Below are 19,765 nucleotides of genomic sequence, written 5' to 3'. Positions count from 1 at the left end.
CTCCTCAGTGATTCCTAATGCTGTTTGTCAAGCCGCGTGAGCGGTGGGAGGCACGGCTTCGTAGGTCCGTCCGTCGCGTAGGAGTGCCCAGAGGACGTTGACGCGGCGGCGAGCCAGGGCGAGGACGGCCTGGATGTGACGCTTGCCCTCGGAGCGTTTGCGGTCGTAGAACCGGCGGGATTCCTCGCAGTGGCGGATGCTGAACAACGCCGAGATGTAGAAGACTCGTTGGAGTCGGCGGTTGTAGCGGCGCGGGCGGCGGAGGTTACCGCTGATCTTGCCGGAGTCGCGGGGCACGGGAGCAACGCCGCCGAAGCCGGCGAGGCGGTCAGGAGTTGCCGAAGAGACTCATGTCGCCGCCGGTCGCGGCCAGGAACTCGGCACCGAGGATCACGCCCAGACCCGGCATACTGGTGATCACTTCGAAGTCCCGATGTTCGCGAAACCGGGCCTCGATCGCCTTGTCGAGTTCGGCGACCTGCTGGCTGGGTGGCTACGCAGCCTCCGACCTATATCGCCAAACGGTATGCTCCAGTCCGCTTTTGTCGTGCCCAAGAATCGCGGCGGCTTCCTCATACACTGCGCGCAACTGGTCGTAGGGGAGGTTCGGAACGCCCGCATCCACGGCGAAGGCGCGCAGATGTACGTCAACGGCCACGTGCGAACGGCCGACGAGGTTGCCGATGTAGTCGATGCTCTTCGGCCCCACCCCCTTCACCGTGCGCAGAGCGGCGCGATTGACCTGATGACCGAGCCACGTGTGGAGGTCGTCACGGGTATCGACCCCGTGGGCAGCGAGGAGGTCAGTGATGGCGTGGGCCGTCGCGACCTTCTGGGCGTGGTTGAACTCCATGGCCACGGCAAGGTCTCTCGTAGCGAGCTGACGCTGGAAGCCGCGGACCGTTCTTGCATCAGGCCAGCTCAATTGCAGCCGGAGGAGCCGCGGTCGGAGAGCCCTCTCGTAGTTGCACCGGGGCTGGAAGCTGACGTCGCAGATGACAGCACCCATGTGGGTCCATCCGCCAGGCTGGGGAAACGGACCGCTGCCAAGTAGGTGTTGAACGTGGTCGGCGAGCCGCTGGGCAAGGCTGGATGCGAGCATGGGCCAATGATGGCGCCGCGGTCTGACAATCTGGTTGAAAATCTCAAAACTCTCGAATGGATGGGGCGAGGGAGGTGCCGTTCTGTCGGACAGCCCGCTCCATGACGGGGAGGCTGCCCACTTCGGCTACCGCGTCTCCGTCGAGACCGGGGCAAGGCGGAAGACGCACTGGACCATGTTGAACTCCACCACCTCGGCGACGAAGCGGAACTTGTCGCCAACTGCAACGGTGGCAGGGACCTGCTTGCCGGTCAGGTGCAGGTTGCCGGTGTTGACGTCCTCGTACTTGAAGTTCGGGCCGTCCGTCGTCTGCGATCCCTTGTCGCCCGGGCCGAGAAGGAAGTCGTAGCGGGTCCGGTCATCTCCGTAGGACGCCATGTGCCTGACTGACCCGTCGAAGGCGACCATCTGCCCCTCGTGCTTGGTTGCGAAGTTCACATTCGCCTCGTCGCACGGGTCCGCCTTCAGCAACGCTGCGAACTCCGGATTGTTCTGCGCCGTGATCACCTCAGCGGCAGTCGACTCGTCTACGGTCGGCGTAGCGGAAGGCTTCTCGCTCGTAGCCGTCGAACTGGCTGACGCGTCCTTCTCCTCGTCGCCTCCGCTGAGCACAACGCCGGTGCCGATGATGGCGGCCAAGACCACGAGGACGGCAGCACCCACCCCAATCAGACGCCACGGCAGGGGCTTCTTCGGCCGACGGAAGTTGAGGGTGGTGCGAAGTCTGCCCGGGAGCTGTTCCACGAGCTCCCAGCCGTCCTTCTGCATCTTCGAGATCACCAAACCGCCGGTCCCCCGAACCGTCTGCACGGTCTTGTACTCGTACTTGATCTCATCGACCATGCGGCTCCCCGCCCCCTGAAACGAACTGGTCATACCAACTGGGCGCGAGCATAGGTGACTCCGCGAGAAGCCCGGCATCACGAACTGGCGGCTCATCACCGAGACCTGTCGCGACAAACTCGACCAGGAGTAGCGAAACGCCCTCCGACAGCTGGGCCTCCACTGGGCGGGACCGGCACCTGCCGCCCCGGATCAACCCGCCCCCTTCCGTGCCCTGAAGCGTCGACAGGGGGCGTCATGGGTTCATGAAGGGTAGAAGCCCCTCCGTTCCGCCCCGGCGGTGCGGAAGGGGTAAGGGGTGGCCTTGCCACTGAGATCGTGTGGGGGGCGACATTCTCGACGATGAGGGTCTGTCAAACGAGCGGCCTGTCTAACTTTCGGCGGTAACCCCGAGCAACTGCGAACACATAGAGCGATAGTCGCTGGTTGGCTTGCAGACCTATCCGCTGAGTAGCGGGCGCCATCACCGCACAACACAGCATCGGCCAACTCGAACAGCACATCCGAACGGGGTGTGTCGGCAAGCGTGTTGTCCAGCTGATGGACGCCCGGTAGCTGGTCTGGTCCTCGTGTCCACGGCCAAGATCCGGGCCATTCCCGGACCAAGTCGCCAACTGCCGCCGACAAAGCTCCCTTTTTCACAGGTCAGAGCAGGCGCCTCGCGTGTACCACCATGAGACGAAGAACCTGCTGACCGCGGCGCAGAGTCAAGCTGTTTCCCACAGGCCGGCGTCGAGGATGCGTGCCGCTTTCGTGATGCTGCCCGGCATCAGGTGCCGGTAGGTGCGGTACGTCTCCTCGATGGACTTGTGGCCCATCCATTCGGCGACGTCGGTGATCGGTATCCCGTTGCCAAGGGCGTTGGAGGCGAAGTAGTGCCGGAAGCCGTACATCCCCATCCCCTCCACCACCGGCAGCTTGCCGAAGAGCGTATGGACGCGGCGGCGTTCCATCGGTTCGGTGTAGTAACCACTCGGTCCACGCAGCAGATAGCCCTCACGCGTGGCGCCGTGCTTGCTCTCGTAGCGTTCGATCGCCTCCCGCACCGAGCGGGGCAGTGGAACCTCGCGGAACTCCCCCGCCTTGCGGTGCTTGAGCTTCGCCGGCCGGTGGGTGTTCGAATGGATCTGCTCGTGCACCCGGTAGACATCGTCCGCCACGAGGTTGTTGATGTTCACGGCCCGGGCTTCACCGTTGCGCAGCCCGCACCCGGCCATCATCGCGATCTCCAGCGCCAGATCCTCGCCCGCGACGGTCAGGGCCTGCTTCAGATAGTCCAGAGTCGGGATGACCACCTTCTCGCGGACGTACTCCGGCTCCTGCACCCCCTTCACCGGATCCTCCGCCATCGCCCCCTTGTCGTAGGCGTCCTTCAGGATCGTCTTCAGGATGCGGAAGATGTTGACCTGGTGACCCCGGCCAACCCCGTCGGCCTCCAGCTCGTCCAGGAAACGCTCCACCGCCATCGGCGTCACCGTGATCAGCTTCCGTGACCCGATCCGGGGGACGATATGGACATTGATGGCGCTGTCGACATGCTCGCCCGTGGAGTACGCCGTCATCCTCCGCTGCCGCAACCGCCACTGCTTCGCATACTCCGCCACCGTCAGCTGCCCCAGCTCGCGGCGCGCCTCCGCCACGGTCGGCGCCGTGCGCTTCTTCTCCGTGTAGATCTGCGTCAGGCGCTCGATCGCATCGTCCTGCGTCGCGAAGCCGCCCTCCTCGCTCTGCCTCCCCGCCCCGTTACGGAAACGGATCGTGTACGGGTGCGGACACCGAGACGACCGGGCACAGCCACAGTCCTTGAAGAACGAACCCATGCCGCGAGCAAGCTGACGAGCCACCAAGCCAAACCTTCCGAACGGGAGCCGGGCATCCGCGCTCAGGGACCGCCACGGCAGCCACCAGGTCAGCAAGCCGGAACACCCTCAAGCCCGATGCTGACCATTTGCTGACCCGGGCCACCCTGCAAGGCCCCTGACCTGTACAAACGCCCAGATTCTAGATCTTGGACTTGATCAAAGTTCGCAGCACTTTAGACTCCTAGAAAACGGCTCCCTGCCAGCTTTCTGCAGGTCAAGGGCAGTCTTCACCCTACACGGGTACACCTCGGAGTCGATGATTGCGAGCAACATCGCTCTGCCTTGGCGAGCAAGCTCCCTGCCTAGGCTTCCGTGTAAAGCGGGCTGTCGTGACGTCGCCAGCCAAGTACATGATCGGACATCCGTCACGGAATGGGTGACGACTGATGCTGATCCAATGCTGACTTATCTGACGGAACATCAGGAACATAAGGAGGCATAGAGCGAGTCACTTCCCGGGTGCACCAAGCGAGGGAGCACTGGTACCGGCGCAACCATCGCCGTCGCCGCTGACAAGGCCGACGATCCCTGCGGTTCGCCGGCAGCGCGGAGCACGCACTATGGTCGTCAGCCCTCAGGCGAAGAAGCCAGATCTTGATCGGCGGAAGCGTCTGTTGGAAGCACCTGCTGTGCCAGAGCATCGCCAATGGCCGAGACGGCTTCACCCAGTCGACGAAACACCTTCGCGGTTTGACCAAGCCGCCTCACACCCCACTCAAGCGGCTCACGCATGTGTCGCTCGCAAACGACGAAATCCGCGTACCCAGCCGCGCAGGACAGGTAGATCATGTCCGTGAGGTCGTTTCGCCTCCATTTCGTGCCCTTGTTGAGGTGCCGGTTGTGGAACATCTCCCGGTAGAGCCCTGTCGCGGGCAGCACTGCGAAACCCTGCACGGGCCGCTTCTGCCCCCACTGCTGGACTTCCTGAAGAGACAGGCCCGCCGCGTACGCTCCTTCCGCGAGCTCACGTTGGAAGTCGCTGAACAGGAAGGCGTCAATGGATCGGCGCTTTTGCTGCGAATCCCAGTCCTGGGTGTCCAACCACTCGCTGTACCGCTGATTCGACGCCACCCAACCGGTCTCCGGCCCAGGCTGAACATGCTCGGCGTCGAGCATGACGTCAATGTAGGTGCTTGCAGACGTCAGGGACACCAACCGGAAGGCGTCGTCGGCTGAGAAGTCCGACGGTGGCGTGTACGGCGTCACACCGCGCGGCGGCGAGTGGAGTGCGTTCGGGGCCAGCGTGAACACGGAAGACGCTCGGGCGCTGTCAGCCTTGCCCTTCCAGCAGCGGAACATCTCAAGGATCTCGTCTACACGCACTTGCAGGGGATCTCGCATCTGCCAGCCCCTGCTCAGCTGGAGAATGGTCAGACCGAGGCTGTATCGCTTGTCCGCCACGGACCACTTGGTCGTTTCGTAGTGGTGACCGGCCGAGGCCGGCATGACGATCCGCCTGTTCCGAACCCACTCCGCCAACCGCTCCGCCGCTGCGCGATCTTCTCCGCTCACCGTCTCTCCGCCTTGCAGAGTCTCACTGACGGGACGCCACATGTTCTGGTCCAAATAAACGACAAGTCGGTTGTCGAGAGGCTCGGTTCGGCCCCGAGTGGGTACCTCGAAAGCAACCTCGTCTCCGTCACGGGTCACAGCAAGCAGGCCGCCCAGAGGTGAATAGTGCAGCCGGACCAGCAGGCTTGTGGGGGTGAACGGCAGGCCTGCCAGAGGCGTCCGAGCTTCCTGGCCGTCTGAGCGGGTCAGAATGACCGAGGAGGTCTCGCGGTCCAGGGTCATCATCACGATATAGGGATCACTCTTCTGATTCACGGAAACATCGTGCAGGCCGGACGCCGGCGGCCCAAATAGATATCGAAGAACCTCAAGGCGCCGTGCAACGGTGCCCCAGTCGGTTCGGCCGCGAAGTGGCCGGGCTGTGCATGGCAGGGCGCACCTTCCACAAGTACCTGCTGACGCCATCGGCCTGTTGCGGGATACTGCGGAAACGTTCCGAACTGGCGATCATGCGCTGAACGGGGGGAGTGCCTCTATGTTCTTCGCCAACCCCAAGGTGCCGCTTCTGGGATGGTTTGCCGGGATGGGGTTCATTCGGTTGCCGGGGTGTTGGTTCGGGGTTCGCGGGGTTCGTAGAAGGTGCCGTCTCGGAGCATGGCGAACAGGACGCTGATGCGTTGGCGTGCGAGGCGGAGGAGGGCCTGGGTGTGGGTCTTGCCGCGGGCGCGTTGTCTGTCGTAGTAGGTGCGGGAGGCGGGATCGGCGTTCATGCAGGCGAAGGCGGAGAGGAGCATGGCGCGTTTGAGTTGCCGGTTTCCTCCTCGGGGTGCGTGTTCGCCGTGGATCGATATGCCTGACTGCTTGGTGGTGGGGGCGAGGCCGGCGTAGGAGGCGAGGTGGGCGGCGGTGGGGAAGCCGGTGCCGTCGCCGACGGTGGTCAGCAGGACTGCGGCGGTCCTGACGCCGACGCCGGGCAGCGAGGTCAGGACCGGGGAAAGAGGGTGGGCCTCCAGCAGGGTGTTGATCTGGGCTTCCAGGGCCCGGCGTTGTTCGTGGACGGCGGCGAGCGAGCGGGCCAGGGAGGGCAGGACGATGTCCAGGGTGCCGGTCCCCGGGACCACGACGGTCTGCTCGTCCAGGGCGTCGAAGACGTAGTCGATCAGCCGTTGGGCCATGCGCGGGGCCTTGGGGCGGATCGCCTCGACCAGCCTGCGGCGGCCGGCTTTCCGTAAGGCGGCCGGGGAGCCGTGGCGTTCCAGCAGCCAGGTGACAGCCTGGTGGTCGAGACGGGGGCCCAGGACGCGTTCCAGCGAGGGGTGGAACTGCGTGAGCAGGCCGCGTATCCGGTTGGAGGTGCGGGTGGCCTCGGCCGCCAGGTCCTGGTCGAAGCCCACGAGCACGGTCAGCTCGGCGGTGATCTCGTCGGTCAGTTCCAGCGAGCGCAGGGTGTGCGGCATCGTGCGGGCGGCGTCCGCGATGACGGCGGCGTCCTTCGCGTCGGTCTTGGCCTCGCCCGGGTAGAGGTCGGCGATCCGGCGCATCGAGAGTCCGGGCAGGTAGGCGACCTTGCAGCCCGCGTCCCGGGCCACGGTGAGCGGGAGGGCGCCGATGGAGGCGGGCTGGTCCACGATCACCAGGACGGTGCCGAACTTCGCGGCCAGTTTGTCGAGGACGGCCCGCAACTTCGGCTCGCTGTTGGGCAGCTGCTTGTCGAGGACCTTCTTCCCGGCCGGGGTGAGCCCGTGGCCGGGATGAGCACTCTTGCCGACGTCCAGGCCGAGGAACACGCCCACGTCTTCGGTGTCGAACATCGCGCCCTTCCCAGGGTGTTGAACGTGCCGGCCTCGGCGGTGGTGTCGTACGCGCGCATCCACGTTATGCAGACCTGCCGCCCGCGAGCTGTCCAGCATTGCGCCGGACCGGGCGGTGGCCGGACCTCTCATCAGCGTCTCCGACGGCACCTCCCGGGCCCGGAGGCCAGCGGCCCTCTTGCAGGACCGCGAAAAACGTAACGGGGGGAAGCTGTGGCGGGCGGGAACGATCCTCACGCACGGGAACTCGCACGACAGGCCAGAGAACGTGAGAAGGCTCAGGGGAAGCCCCCTCCCTCGCCGACGACCGGGACGGAGCGGGGCGAGAACCACGCCCCGGGCGGGCGCTTATGTCGACGGATGCGCTTTACCAGGCAGGTCTGACAATCGAGGGGCTAACGGGATCAGTTTCCGCCGCGTTACCGATTCTGACGGGCGACTTGTCATCTGCCCCGCTTCCTGCACTCGCAGTGTGCCGACAGCGGTCAGCCAAACCACAGCGCTCGCCGTAACTCCGCGCACATGGCTGGATTACGCTCACATGGTCATCGGGAAACCATCCAGAGCCCCAGCCTTGTCAATGTCACAAGGCACCAAGGGGGAGGGGTACGAACGTGGACGCTCTCACGGCGGCGGTGCACACGCTTTTGGAGGACCCAGACGCATCTGTGGAAGTGGAGGTGTCGACCCCGGAGGAAGCGGCGCGCGCCGTCCAGCTCTTCGATCAGGGACTGCGTAGCGGCCGTGGGGTCCACCGTAGAATGGCCGAGGGTGCGCTCCACGGCGCCAAGACACTCGCGACGGACCGCCTGCAGGTCCTCTCCGAGTTCGTCCAGAATTCAGACGACGCGGGAGCCGGACAGCTGCGCGTCCTGCTGCGGTCCGACGACATTCTGGTCGCCCACGACGGAGCCGGCCTGCGCCTGGCTGATGTGCTCCCGCTCGGCATGCCCTGGCTCAGCGGCAAGACGGCCGACGCCGAAGCCACCGGCCGGTTCGGCATCGGACTATCCACACTCAGGGCCCTCACCACGGTGTGGGAGGTGCACTGCCATCCCTTCCACGTGCGCTTCTCCGGTACAAACCTCGAGCCTGCGGCGCTGCCGGAACTCCCCGCCGAGATCTCCGGGCCCGATTGGACTGTTTTCCGCATCCCGCTGGCTCCCGGCACACTGACCGCGGCCCAGCTCATTGAATGGTTCGACGACTGGAATGACGCTTCCCTGCTCTTTCTGCGTCACCTCCGCGGCCTAGAGGTGACGGCGGACGAGCACAGCACCGTGCTAACCCTGTTCTGGACGGACGTGACACAGCATCGGTTCCTGATCGAGGGCATCGAGCACGAGGTGAATGTGCGGCATGCGCGGACGACCGACGGAGCGGTGTGGCGTGTGTACACGGCGCAGGTAGAACCGCACGCCGAATGGGAACGGAACCACAAGGCACTGGGTCAGGTCGTGCCCGTGGCTATCGCGCTGCCCCTGGAGCTGGGGATGAACGGCAGCGTTCATGCTGGCCTGCCCGTCGCCCCGTTGGACGTGGCGGCCCGCGTCCATACCCAGTTTGACCCCGTCGCCAGCCGCGAGGGGTTCGCCGACAGCCGCCTCAACACACAGCTTGTCCCCGTGATTGCCGACCTGTGGGCAGCCGCCGTACGCGACGTCCTAGAGAGGGTTGATCACACAGCATGGCACCTCGTTCCGCTTCCCTGTCAGTCGGCCTCCGTGCCGACGAACCTGCTCCAGGATCGGATCCGTACCGAACTGCTCAACCGCGCCCGGCAGTCACTCGCTGTCAAGCTGGCCTTGCCGGTCTCACAGGGTGGTCCCTCGGTCCCGCTGTCCGATTTCGGGATCGAGGAGGCCGCACTGTCAGGGGTCCTCGACGACACCGACATCGCACGGCTGGGTGAAGCCCGGTATGCCTTGCCTGCCGGTGTCCGCGACGGCGGCGGCCGCTGGAGGAAAGTCCTCGCGGACTGGCGTGCGGCGGGCGCCGCGGACATGCGCGCGGAGGTCCGGGTCATGGACGCCCTCACCTTGTTCTCCGACGACGAGTGGCAGGACGCCGCACGGTTCGTACGGCTTGCTGCGGTCGCCCTCGAAGCGGGCTACGAGCATGCGCTGGCCGGCCGGCCGTGCCTGGTGACCGTCGATGGGCATCGACTTCGGCCGCAATCCTCGGAGAGCGCGTTCGCCGACGCGTCCGGCGGGGCCACCGGCCCCTTGGATGTGCTGGGCGTTGTTCTGGACCTGCATCCCGCCTATGCGGAGGACAACGTCTGGGCGAAGACCGTCACCGCGTGGCTGCGTCGGCGGGACTGTCTGATGCGCCGCGACGACACGGCAGCCGTACTGAAAATGGTCTCCCGGCTCGGAAAAACTGGTGGACGACTTTCCGACGGCGACGAGGCGACGGAGGCCGCCCGGCTCGTCGCCTTGCAGCAGGCGCTCGGCGAGATGCCCAAGAGGCAGCGCGACCCGCTCGGTCCGGGTATCGGACGGGCCGTCCTCCTCAACGGCTTCGCCTATGACAAGGACGGGGTCGAACAGGCCCACCGTGTAAAGCCCGGCGCCGCCTATCTCCCCCAAGCGTTGGAGAGCTCTGACGGAGACCGGTTCGAGGTCGCGGCGCGCAAGACTCCCGGTCTTATCTGGGTGCGTCGCTCATACGCGCGATCACTGCTCTCCGCCGGCCAGGCAGGTGGTCTGAGCAGAACGGCCTTCCTGCGGCTGCTGGGCGTGGCAGACGCCCCTAGGCTCACTCCGGTGCGCGAGGTTTATTACCGAGAGGACACCAAGACATACCCGGGAGATTCCCGTCTCGGCCTCGCACGGGACTGCAGGTGGCCTGTCACAGGCCGGTGGTCACAGATGCTAGGCAAGGGAGCCGACCACACCCTGGATGACCTGACCAGCAGCGACCTCGTCGCTGTGGTCAAGAACATCGCGGCGGAAAAGAACGTGGACGAGCGGCGCCGCCGCACAGCCGCACTGCTACGCACCCTCACCGCACCGTTGACCAGTTCGGATCAGGCCGTCGTCCCAATGGCCCGGGGCCGCTACAAGTGGAACGTCAAGGGTGAGACGGCGGCCATCTGGGTATGGCAGCTCCGGGAGACCGCCTGGCTGGAAGACAGCCACGGCCGACTCAAGCCGCCGGCCGACCTCACCCTGCGTACACCGGATACGGTAGCCCTGTATGGACCGGAGGATCCCGGATACCTGCACCCGGCAATCCACCAGGCTCTTGCCACCCGCACGGAGGTCCTCACCGCACTCGGTGTCTCCGGCAATCCCGACGTCCCGCGCCTGATGGAGCGGCTGCGGGAACTCCGCGACCGCGCCGACGACAACACCAATACTGATGGCGACGTGCCGGACAGCCTGCGGGCTGAGGCGCTGCTGGTCTATCAATCCCTGGCCCGGCGTCTGACGCACCGTTCGGCAGATGCGCCCCAGACTGCGGTCGAGAAGCAGATTCGCAGCGAATTCTTGTACGAGGACCTCGTCCTGACCGACCAGGGCTGGATGAAGCCCGGCTCGTGCTTCCGGGGACCTGCCATCCTGCGCGGGTTCCGTCCCTTCGCCCTGACCGGGATGGACATCGACCCTCTATGGCAGGCGCTGGGCATCCCTGAACCCGGGCTCGATGACCTCATCGACGTGCTGAAGGAGATGTCCGGGACCGGTGCCGCCCCCGACGCCGAGGGCGAAAGAGTCATGCTCGAGGCTCTGCGCCGCCTGCGGGACATGATCTCCTCCGACGACAGGCCGATGCCGCCGGGGCTGCAGAGCAGGCTGCGCAATCTGCCGCTGTGGACCACGGCTGGCTGGGTCAAAGGCAAGGGCCGATCGGTGTTCGCCGTGGCCGACGCCGGGGTCGAGCGAGCCCTGACGGGCCGTCTGCCGCTGTGGAAGCCGGGAGGGAACGTGCAACAGTTCACGGCACTGTTCGGACGGCTGCGCGTCACGCCCCTGGACGTCGCGGGTGCCCAGGTCACGTACGAGACCGGAGATGTGAACGCGGCCGAGGGCGCACTCCTGGACCAGCCGGTCGACGCGAGCCTCACCGAGGACTTCCGGCGGGGAGTCGCCGCGCTCCAGGACCTTCTGGTGCGCGACGAGCCCGAAACGGCGGAGGCTTTCACCGGCTGGACCTGGCTTGCCGGCTTGGAAGTTCGGCAGCTCCCCGGCCTGCGGATCCGCATCGATCCGGGAGCCGCCCACGAGCCCATCTCGCTTCCCGTCGACGCGCAGATCGACCGCAGCCGCAACACGCTGTTCCTGGACTCGCACGCGGCGCTGACCACCAAGTTGGGAGCGGGGGCGGCGATCGCCGCGCACTTCGAGGAAGCACGGTCGCGCGTGGGCCACACCTGGCGGGACGTTTGGGAAGAACGACTGGTGGAGGCGGAGGCCGGGACGGCGCTCACATCGGCAGCGCAGCGAGACCGCGAGGAACGGCAACGGCTCGCCGAAGAACTACGCCAGCGTGCACAGCTGGCCCCCGTGGCTCCCACCGCGCTGAAACCGAATGTAAAGACCACCCCTCAGCGGGGCACCGGCACCAGCCCGGCTGTCCCCGCTGGCCCGATCGGCTTCATACCGCCGCCACGCACCGGTTCAGCGTCCGCGCCTGGCAACCAGTCCGGCCCGCAGCACGCGCCAGTCGCGCGCCCCCTAATGGACCCGGTCGTCTTCGACGTGCTGCCCGGCAAGGTCACCCGCACTGGCCTGCCGCCCACACCGGGCAGCAGCCCTGCCCAACCACCGGGGACCGGGGGACCTGCGCCCAGCCGACACAGCACCCCACTCCCCCAGCCCAGGCCCGGAGGCGCCCCGCCCAGCAGCAAGGCTTCACCGATCGGCTACGAAGACCACGACAAGGAGGAGCTTGTTATCCAGGCGCTCCGCCGGATCCTGCAAGAGCGGGGGGTCGAGCTGGAGGACCAACGGGGTGCGTCAGGCGTGGGCGCCGACGCATACGACTCGACCGGACGCTACTACGAGATCAAGGCCCACGGATGTGCCGTCCCGGGTGAGCTGTCCCTTACGCGTTCGGAGTTCGTACGGGCCTGGAGCGAGCGGGAAAACTACACGCTCGTGATCGCTTCGCACTTGGAGAAGGGCGCCGGCAATCCGACCCTCCGCCTGGTAAACGACCCCGTGCACCGCTTCGAAGTCGAACCGCCAACAGACGTCCGTCTTAAGGGCGTACGGGACGTGTCAGTGGAATCGACCATGTACGAGTGGCCTGTCACGGACTGACACCGCTGGTTTGTCAGTGGGGCATGTCGGTGTGCGGCCTAGCTGCCAACTGCACTGTGTTTGGGGAGGGGTGCGTGTGAGGCGCACGTTCGTAGAGTTGTTCCGTGCTGCGATGAACGATGTGGATGCGAGGCCGTATCCGTACCAGGAGCGGCTTGCGGCGGAAGGCTTGCCGGAGTTGCTGCGGGTTCCCACGGGGGCGGGTAAGACAGCGGCAGGGGTATTGCCGTGGTTGTGGCGCCGTCTGGAGCATCCCGAGGCCGCAGTGCGCGCCGGTGAGGCTCGGTGGTTGGTGTTCGTTCTGCCGCTGCGATCGTTGGTCGAGCAGACGGCGGCCGTGGTACGGGAGTGGACTGCCAACGCCGGCCTAGCCGGGGCGGTGGGGGTCCATGTCTTCATGGGGGGCGAGGACCGTGACGATGACGCGTGGCGTATGGGTCCGTCGCGGACCGCGGTGTTCATCGGCACGCAGGACATGTTGCTGTCCCGGTTGTTGATGCGCGGGTATGGGGAGTCGCGTGCCCAGTGGCCGGTGTCGTTTGGGCTGCTTCACAGCGGTGTGCAGTTCGTCTTTGACGAGACGCAGCTGATGGGGCCCGGGCTGCCGACGTCGGCGCAGCTGCAGGGGTTGCGGGAGCAGTTGGGTACGGGCGTGCCGTCGCGGTCGATGTGGATGTCGGCGACGCTTGCGCCGCAAGAGGTGTGCACGCCCGACCACCGCGAGGTGCGAGGTGCGGTGGAGCTGGGGGAAGACGACCGGGTCGGTGGCCTGGCCGTACGGTTGAACGCGGTGCGGCAGGTTGAGCGGGTGGAGGTGCCCGAGTCGGCGGCTGCCTACCCGGCGGGAGTCGCACAGGTCCTGGTGGCGCGTCACGTGCCGGGGCCGCGGACGATCGCAGTGTTCAACACGGTAGAGCGCGCCGTGGCGGTTCAGGCGGCGTTGGCCAAACTCGTTCGCCGGGGCGGGCCGGAAGTGGTGCTATTGCATTCTCGTTTTCGGCCACCCGAGCGGGAGAGGCTGATGGACGAGCTCAAGGCCCCGTTGTCTGCGGCAGGTCAGATCGTGGTGAGCACCCAGGTCCTGGAAGCCGGCGTCGATCTCTCATCTCGCGTGCTGTTCACCGAGGCCGCTCTGTTTTCCTCGGTGGTGCAACGGGCCGGCCGGTGTAACCGCGCCGGTGAGTTTCCGGATGGCGCCAACCTGCTGTGGTCCCCGCCTCCCTACGGACGGGGGCAGTACGCGCCGTATGAGCCAGAGGATGTCGAGACGGCGGTGGAGGCGCTCACCTCATTGGAGGGGACCTGCGTGACCTCCACAATGCTTCAGGAGATGCCCGTCGTCGCCAAGCCCGTTGTCCATCCGGTCCTGCGGCGCCGTGATCTGCTGCAACTGTTCGACACCATGCCCGACCTGAGCGGTGCGGACATCGACGTCTCCCAGTGGATCAGGGACGGCCAGGACACTACGGCCCTGGTGGCGTGGCGCGACTTGACGGACGGCAGGCCGGGCGAGCGTGAGGTGTTTCCTGCCCGCGAGGAATTGTGCCCTGCGCCGGTCGGGGACCTCAAGACGATCGTGAAGGACTCTTTGGGCCCGTTGTGGGTCCTGGACGCCGCGGAGGGCGCCTGGCGGCGTGCCCAGTTCGCTGACATCCGGCCCGGCGCCGTGCTGCTGACCTCTACCGCCTCCGGCTGGTACGACTCGAAGCTCGGGTGGGGCCTGAAGCACCGAGGCCCGGTGACCTCCCTCGTCCGGACCGGGAGGGTTCCGGACGGCATGAGCAAGGACGATGCCTCCTGTGCCGACCGGTGGGTGGACCTGATCGAGCACCTTGAGGACGTCGAACGGGAAGTCGGGCTGCTGGCAGAGGGCTTGGCTCCGTTGGACGGGCTGTCCGCCGGGCACCTTAAGGCGGCTCAGCTGGCCGGTCGCTATCACGACATGGGCAAGGCGCACTCCGTGTTCGCCAACACGGTCCGCCGCAGTTGTCCCGAAGGCGAGCAGCCGCCGGGCGAAGGACCCTGGGCGAAATCGCGTCACCGGATGGGCCGGCACGAGCGCAAGTACTTCCGGCACGAACTGATCAGTGCGCTGGCACTGTTGCATCCGGACAGCACCCTGCTGGACGGCAGCCAGCACTCGGACTTGATCGCTTACCTTGCGGCGGCGCACCACGGCAAGGTGCGGGTGTCGGTGCGTTCCATGCCGGGCGAGGCCGAACGCGTGCCGCCCCGGGTTCTGGGCGTCGAACCGGCAGAGGAGGTCGGCCCGGTCGAGTTGCCGGGCGGGAAGGTGCTCTCGCGTATCGTCGTCGATCCGTCCGTGCTCTTTCTTGGCGGTGGTCCCCAGGGAGCTCCCTCCTGGACGCAGCGGACCTCCCAACTTCTGTCCCAGCTTGGGCCGTTTCGGCTGGCCTTGCTGGAGGCGCTCGTGCGTGTCGCGGACTGGCGGGCCAGCCAGGCGTACCGCACACCGCAGTCCGCCCCGGACCAGGCCGTCTCGTCGGAGGAGCAGTCACCCGTCGTTCCGCTCCCGATTCCCGCACCGGCGGGCGTATTCGAGCAGGAGGTGCTGTGGTGAGTATCGAGATTCCGCTGCGCGGATTGCGCGCTACGACACTGGGCGGCTACCTCAGTGCGCTCGGCCTGCTGCGTATTTTGGCGACCCAGCACGACACCACCACGCGGCTGCGCTGGGCAGATGACCTTCCGGTCCTCACCAGCGCATGCAGCATTGATGAGCTGACGGCGTGGCTCGTCAGCTCTTACCGGCCAAGCCCCATCGTCTCCCCGTGGAATGCCGGAGCGGGGTTCGCCGGCAACGGCAAGAGCGTGGAAGCCGAAAGGGCCCTGGCCCAGGTCGAGGACAGCCAGGATCCACGCCTGGCGGTACTGCGAGAGGCCATCGCCGCAGGCCGCAAGGTCGTGGCCGAAGGGCGTGCGCGCGGCTGGGCGGGTGAGAGCCTGTGGGTCAAACAGCACAAGCAGTCGGTGATCAGCCTGTGCCGCAACGCCTTCCCCGATGAGGCGTTGCCCTGGATCGATGTGGCTGCCGTCCTCAGCGGTCCGGAGGTCCACTTCAACCCGGTGGCCGGGACGGGCGGCAACTTCGGCCGCCAGGAGCTGTCCGCCACCTACCTCCAGCATCTCGCCCTGGTCCTCGGCTCCGAAGCCGACCACAGCCATGCCGCCGCGTGGGTACGCGCCGCCCTGACCGGTGCCGAAGACGTCCCGTACAGGCGAGGAGCCGTCGGCCAGTTCGACCCCGGCCGCGCCGGCGGAGTCCTGGCCTCCATCTGGGGCGAACCCGACAAGCAAGGTTTCGTCAACCCCTGGCGCACTATTCTGACCTGCGAGGGACTGCTGCTGTTCGCCAGCGCCGCGGTCCGCCGCAACGCCGCCGAGCCGGGGGCGGCGTGGCCGTTCAGCGTTCACGCCACCCCCATTGGGCACCCCACCGCCTCGGCCGGTGAGACTGCCAAGGGCGAGATTTGGGCGCCTTTGTGGGAGCGCCCCGCCAACCTCGCCGAACTGGAACAGCTCTTCGGTGAGGGGCGGGCACGGTGGGCGGGAGCCCAGGCCAAAAATGGCTTGCTGTTCGCCCTGGCCATCTCCGCCCTCGGCGTCGACCGGAACCTGGCCGCCTTCCGTCGATTCGTCATCGTCGAACGCCTTGGCCAAAACCCCATCGCCATCCGGGCCACTGACGTACCCGTCGCCCTACGCAACGAGCACGCCCTGCTCGCTGAGCCGTACGTGTGGCTAGCCCGGTTGCGTCGCAAAGACAAGATTCCCGCAGGAGTGGCCACCCTGCTGCGCCAGTGTGATCAAGCCCTGTTCGCCGCCATCACCGGCAGCGACACCACCGCCATGGCTCGCTTCGTGATCTCCTTCGGCCGCCTTCACGAGGCCGTCGCCCGCTCCGGACGCCTCCGCCAGGACATCGCCCCCTATCAGCCACGCCAATCCCGTATCTGGGATCCCTCGCCCGGTATTGCCGGCCAACTTGAGCTGCAGTTGGCCTCCGCCCTGGCCTCCCTCGCCGAGACCCGCCCAGAGCGCGCCATGCCCGCGCTGCGTCCGCTGCTGACCCGGGTGGCACGCAGCAGGGCCCGTCTGGTGTGGGCCGACAGCCCCGCCACCGGCAGCGAACTCCTCGGCTCCACCCTCGCGCAGGCACTCGCTCAGGCCCACCGCCTGCACCTGGAGATCCTCAAAGGCACACCCGGCGACACGGAAGCACCCGCCGCGGAATTTCCCGTCGGGCAGACCGTGGCACTCCCTGTCCTCGAAAGCTTCGTGGCCGGGGAGTGCGATGACGAGGTGACCGCCGACTACCTGCGCGGCCTGATGGCCCTGGGCTGGACCACCAGCCAGCCCGCCCCGGCACACCACGGACGCGCACTGAACCCGGTGCTGTCCGTGCTGCTGCCGTTCTTTGCCGCCGAGCCGTTCCGGCTGGTCTCCACCTGGGGACCGGACCCCGTCGCCTTCACCGCCACGCTGCGCCCGCGCCCCGATTGGATCGCCCGCCTGATCGCGGCCGGCCCCGCCGGGGTTCTCGATGACGCCCTGCTGCGGCTGCAGCTCGCCGGATGCAGGCCGATGGTCGGCCGCCCACCGGACCGCGCCGGCGCCTTGGCTGCGCACCACACCGGCGGCACACGCCTGGCCGCCGCACTCCTGATGCGCGTCCGTACCCGCGACCGCATCCAGGCGCTGAGCGCTGCGACCGCGACTCGCCCCGACAAGGCATCCCCCGTCACCACCTGAAGACCGTGCCCGTGAAAGGACGCACCGTGATCACTACCGATCTCCACCGCATCCGCTTCGAGGTCCCCCTGCGCCCGGCCTTCGGGTCGACCTTCCAGCCCACCGGCTTCCCCGACATCGGCGCCGGCACCTTCGACACCTTCGCCGACGACGGAACCACGACTCCGTCCCTCCTGGTGGAGTCCGTGCAGTCCATGACCAACCGCCTGGAGGCCACCGCCTGGGACCACGGTGCCCAGCAGCCCGTCGACCTGATCGCCGACCTGCCCTACATCCGGGTCCACCGCGCCAGCGCGCCCGAAGAATTCCTGACCTCCAGCCGCCTCGAGGCCCACCGGATCGCCTCCGCCTTCGTCCGCGAAGCCACTCTCGACGGCACCAAAATGCTCGACCTCATCACCAGCCGGCTGGGGCTGGAAAACGACAAGCCGCTCAACTTCCCGGCCATGGCCGACGCGCTCATGGGCCTGGACCCCTTCGTGCTGTTGCACGGCACCTTCTTCAACAACAAGGCGTGGTGGGGCCAGCCGCGATTCACCCGTGCCGTCTCCGCCGTCATCGAAGCCCACGACGTCCGCCGTGCCGTCAGCGGCGGACGCAAAAGCGACAGTGTCCGGCACGCCCTCGGCGACCAGAGCGAAGGGGCCGGCGGCACCAGCGAAGGCTACGGGTCCGTCCCCTTCCACCGCGTGGAATGGACCGCACGCGAAATCCGTGCGATGTTCGCCATCGACACCGCCCTGCTGCGGTCCTACGGACTTGGCGAACCCCGCACCGAACTCCTCACCACGCTGGCTCTGTGGGAGATCCGCAGCTTCCTCGACGGCGGCCTGCGGCTGCGCACCGCCTGCGACCTCGAACCCGTCGCCAAGCCCACCGGCAACGCCGGAGACCTGCCCGAACGCGACGAACTCACCGCCCGGATCGCCGAACTCCTCCCGCAGGTCACCGCCGACCTTCCCACCCGCGGCGCCATCACCGTGCTGTGGAACGGCGAAAAGCCCAAGAAGAAGACCACAGGCGGCGCCCAGTGATCACCCTTGCCCTGCACTTCCCCTGGAAGCGGTACCACGCCACCCCCTGGGGACACTTCGTCAACGAAGGTGCCGTCGAACTGCCCCCCTCACCCTGGCGCATCCTGCGCGCCCTCTACTCCACCTGGAAAGAACGCTGCCCCGACCTGGACGCCGACCAAGTCCACCAGGTCCTCGGCCGCCTGTCCTCCCCGCCCACCTACCGCATCCCGCCACACCACCTCAGCCATAGCCGCCACTACTTCCCCGACAGCACCCACCGCTCCGGCAGCAGCGCAGGCACCGACCTCGCCCTGGACGCCTTCGCCGTCCTTGGCGGTGACGCAACCATCTACGTGCAATGGCCCGGCGACCTCGCCACCGACCAGGCCAAAACCCTGGCCCAGCTCGCCGAATCCCTGCCCTACCTCGGCCGCGCGGACAGCATCGTCGAAGCCCGCCTGCTAAGCAGTGCCGACGACACCCCCACCGACACCCACACCCCAGCCGTCCAGCTCCACGACGATGACCTCGCCCCCAGTGGGTGGACGAACCTCGAACTCCTGGCGCCCACCATCCCCTTGGATCTCGACGGGCTCACCATGCGCCCCACCGACGTCCGAGCCCGCTCACTGCTCTACCCGCCCGGCAGCCGACTCCTGTCCTACGCGACACCCCTCACGCACCCCCACACACCGCCACCAGCGCACCGCCCCAGGGCCAAACGCAAGACGGAGAAGATCACTGCGGTCCGCCTCACCATCAACGGCCTCGCACTTCCCCCACTCACCCAGACCCTGCCGCTCGCCGACACACTCCGATCCCGCTGCATCAAGCCCCTGACCCCCGGCAACGGCAGGCAGGCCCCGCGCCACAGCAACCTCGCCGGCAAGGCCGCCGACGGCACACCTCTTACCGGCCACCACCACGCCCACTTCCTACCCTGGGACACCAACCACGACCGCCGCATCGACGAAATCATCATCTGGACCCCCGGAGGACTCGACACCGAGGAACTCGACGCCATCCACCAAGCCACCACCGGAACCATCGGCGTCCCGGAAGGCGTCCCGGGCCCACGCCGCCTCCACCTCCGCGTCACCGCCTACGGAGCAGCGACCGACGTCCTCCCCGCCGAATGGACCAAACCCGCCACCCGCTACACCAGCCTCACCCCCTTCGTCCCCGTGCGGCACGCCAAGAAACGCCAGACACTCACCGAGTTCTTCACCGCCGAAGCGGCCCGCGAACTTGCCCACCGCCAACACCCCGCCCCAGCCCAGAGCAAGCTCCTTCAAGGCGACTGGCCGCTCTACGCACAGCACCGATGGACAAAACGCGAGACCCGCAACGACAACCGACCTAGCCGAGGCCTCCATCTCACCTTCGATGAACCCCTCAGCGGACCAATCGCCCTCGGCCGCCACAGCCACTTCGGCCTGGGGCTCCTCCTCCCCACCCCCACTTCGGAACCGCAAGCACACCAGCGACACGCGGAACACACCGAAGCGTAATACTGTCGGCGTACAAGTGATCGTGCGCCACCTCGTACGGAGGAATGTGCACCGTTTCCGGTGCG

The 19,765-nt window shown here is 67.0% G+C and carries 10 protein-coding genes and 1 pseudogene; 5 read left to right on the top strand and 6 right to left on the bottom strand.

Annotated features, from left to right (window positions below; genetic code table 11):
• Positions 1-27: 27 nt before the first annotated feature.
• From IE265_RS36845 to IE265_RS36820, 6 genes and pseudogenes are all read right to left on the bottom strand, one after another.
• Positions 28-484 (bottom strand): annotated as a pseudogene (locus IE265_RS36845) (transposase); the annotation flags it as partial.
• 9 nt (positions 485-493) lie between these two features.
• Complete coding sequence (locus IE265_RS36840) at positions 494-1,102, bottom strand: DUF8548 family protein (RefSeq protein WP_190040152.1); 609 nt, start codon at positions 1,100-1,102, stop codon at positions 494-496.
• A gap of 126 nt (positions 1,103-1,228) precedes the next feature.
• A complete protein-coding gene (locus IE265_RS36835; protein ID WP_190040151.1) occupies positions 1,229-1,945 on the bottom strand; it encodes a DUF4839 domain-containing protein in 717 nt (238 codons plus the stop codon).
• 707 nt (positions 1,946-2,652) lie between these two features.
• Positions 2,653-3,765 (bottom strand): tyrosine-type recombinase/integrase, encoded by a 1,113-nt coding sequence (locus IE265_RS36830; RefSeq protein WP_190040158.1) that lies wholly within the window; start codon positions 3,763-3,765, stop codon positions 2,653-2,655.
• A 609-nt stretch (positions 3,766-4,374) separates the two neighbouring features.
• Positions 4,375-5,634, bottom strand: coding sequence for a hypothetical protein (locus IE265_RS36825; protein WP_190040150.1), 1,260 nt, complete (start codon positions 5,632-5,634; stop codon positions 4,375-4,377).
• A gap of 275 nt (positions 5,635-5,909) precedes the next feature.
• The gene (locus IE265_RS36820) at positions 5,910-7,130 is read right to left on the bottom strand and encodes an IS110 family RNA-guided transposase (protein ID WP_190040149.1); all 1,221 of its coding nucleotides are present in this window, start codon (positions 7,128-7,130) and stop codon (positions 5,910-5,912) included.
• A 614-nt stretch (positions 7,131-7,744) separates the two neighbouring features.
• Between IE265_RS36820 and IE265_RS36815 the strand changes: the two genes are divergently transcribed.
• From IE265_RS36815 to csb2, 5 genes are read left to right on the top strand one after another with little or no spacing between them, the layout of a single operon-like run.
• Positions 7,745-12,400: an ATP-binding protein gene (locus IE265_RS36815; RefSeq protein WP_190040148.1), complete on the top strand. Its 4,656-nt coding sequence runs from the start codon at positions 7,745-7,747 to the stop codon at positions 12,398-12,400.
• A gap of 16 nt (positions 12,401-12,416) precedes the next feature.
• The gene (cas3g, locus tag IE265_RS36810) at positions 12,417-14,981 is read left to right on the top strand and encodes a type I-G CRISPR-associated helicase/endonuclease Cas3g (RefSeq protein ID WP_444545250.1); all 2,565 of its coding nucleotides are present in this window, start codon (positions 12,417-12,419) and stop codon (positions 14,979-14,981) included.
• Entirely contained in the window at positions 14,978-17,173 is a 2,196-nt protein-coding gene (gene cas8g1, locus IE265_RS36805) for a type I-G CRISPR-associated protein Cas8g1/Csx17 (protein ID WP_190040146.1), read from the top strand. Before cas3g ends, cas8g1 begins: the two co-directional genes overlap by 4 nt.
• Before the next feature lie 26 nt (positions 17,174-17,199).
• Positions 17,200-18,207 (top strand): type I-G CRISPR-associated RAMP protein Csb1/Cas7g, encoded by a 1,008-nt coding sequence (cas7g, locus tag IE265_RS36800; protein ID WP_229916946.1) that lies wholly within the window; start codon positions 17,200-17,202, stop codon positions 18,205-18,207.
• Positions 18,204-19,700, top strand: coding sequence for a type I-G CRISPR-associated protein Csb2 (gene csb2 / locus IE265_RS36795; RefSeq protein WP_190040145.1), 1,497 nt, complete (start codon positions 18,204-18,206; stop codon positions 19,698-19,700). The genes cas7g and csb2 overlap by 4 nt, the downstream gene beginning before the upstream one ends.
• The last annotated feature ends 65 nt before the right edge of the window (positions 19,701-19,765 follow it).

It is taken from the genome of Streptomyces fructofermentans (assembly GCF_014651055.1).
Taxonomy (GTDB): Bacteria; Actinomycetota; Actinomycetes; order Streptomycetales; family Streptomycetaceae; genus Streptomyces; species Streptomyces fructofermentans.
Note: the sequence above shows the minus strand (reverse complement) of the source record. Positions and strands in the feature narration are given on the sequence as shown.

Excerpts from the sequence above, each read along its gene's own strand:
- IE265_RS36840 (WP_190040152.1), bottom strand. The coding sequence starts at position 1,102 with ATGCTCGCATCCAGCCTTGCCCAGCGGCTCGCCGACCACGTTCAACAC.
- IE265_RS36835 (WP_190040151.1), bottom strand. The coding sequence starts at position 1,945 with ATGGTCGATGAGATCAAGTACGAGTACAAGACCGTGCAGACGGTTCGG.
- IE265_RS36830 (WP_190040158.1), bottom strand. The coding sequence starts at position 3,765 with ATGGGTTCGTTCTTCAAGGACTGTGGCTGTGCCCGGTCGTCTCGGTGT.
- IE265_RS36820 (WP_190040149.1), bottom strand. The coding sequence starts at position 7,130 with ATGTTCGACACCGAAGACGTGGGCGTGTTCCTCGGCCTGGACGTCGGC.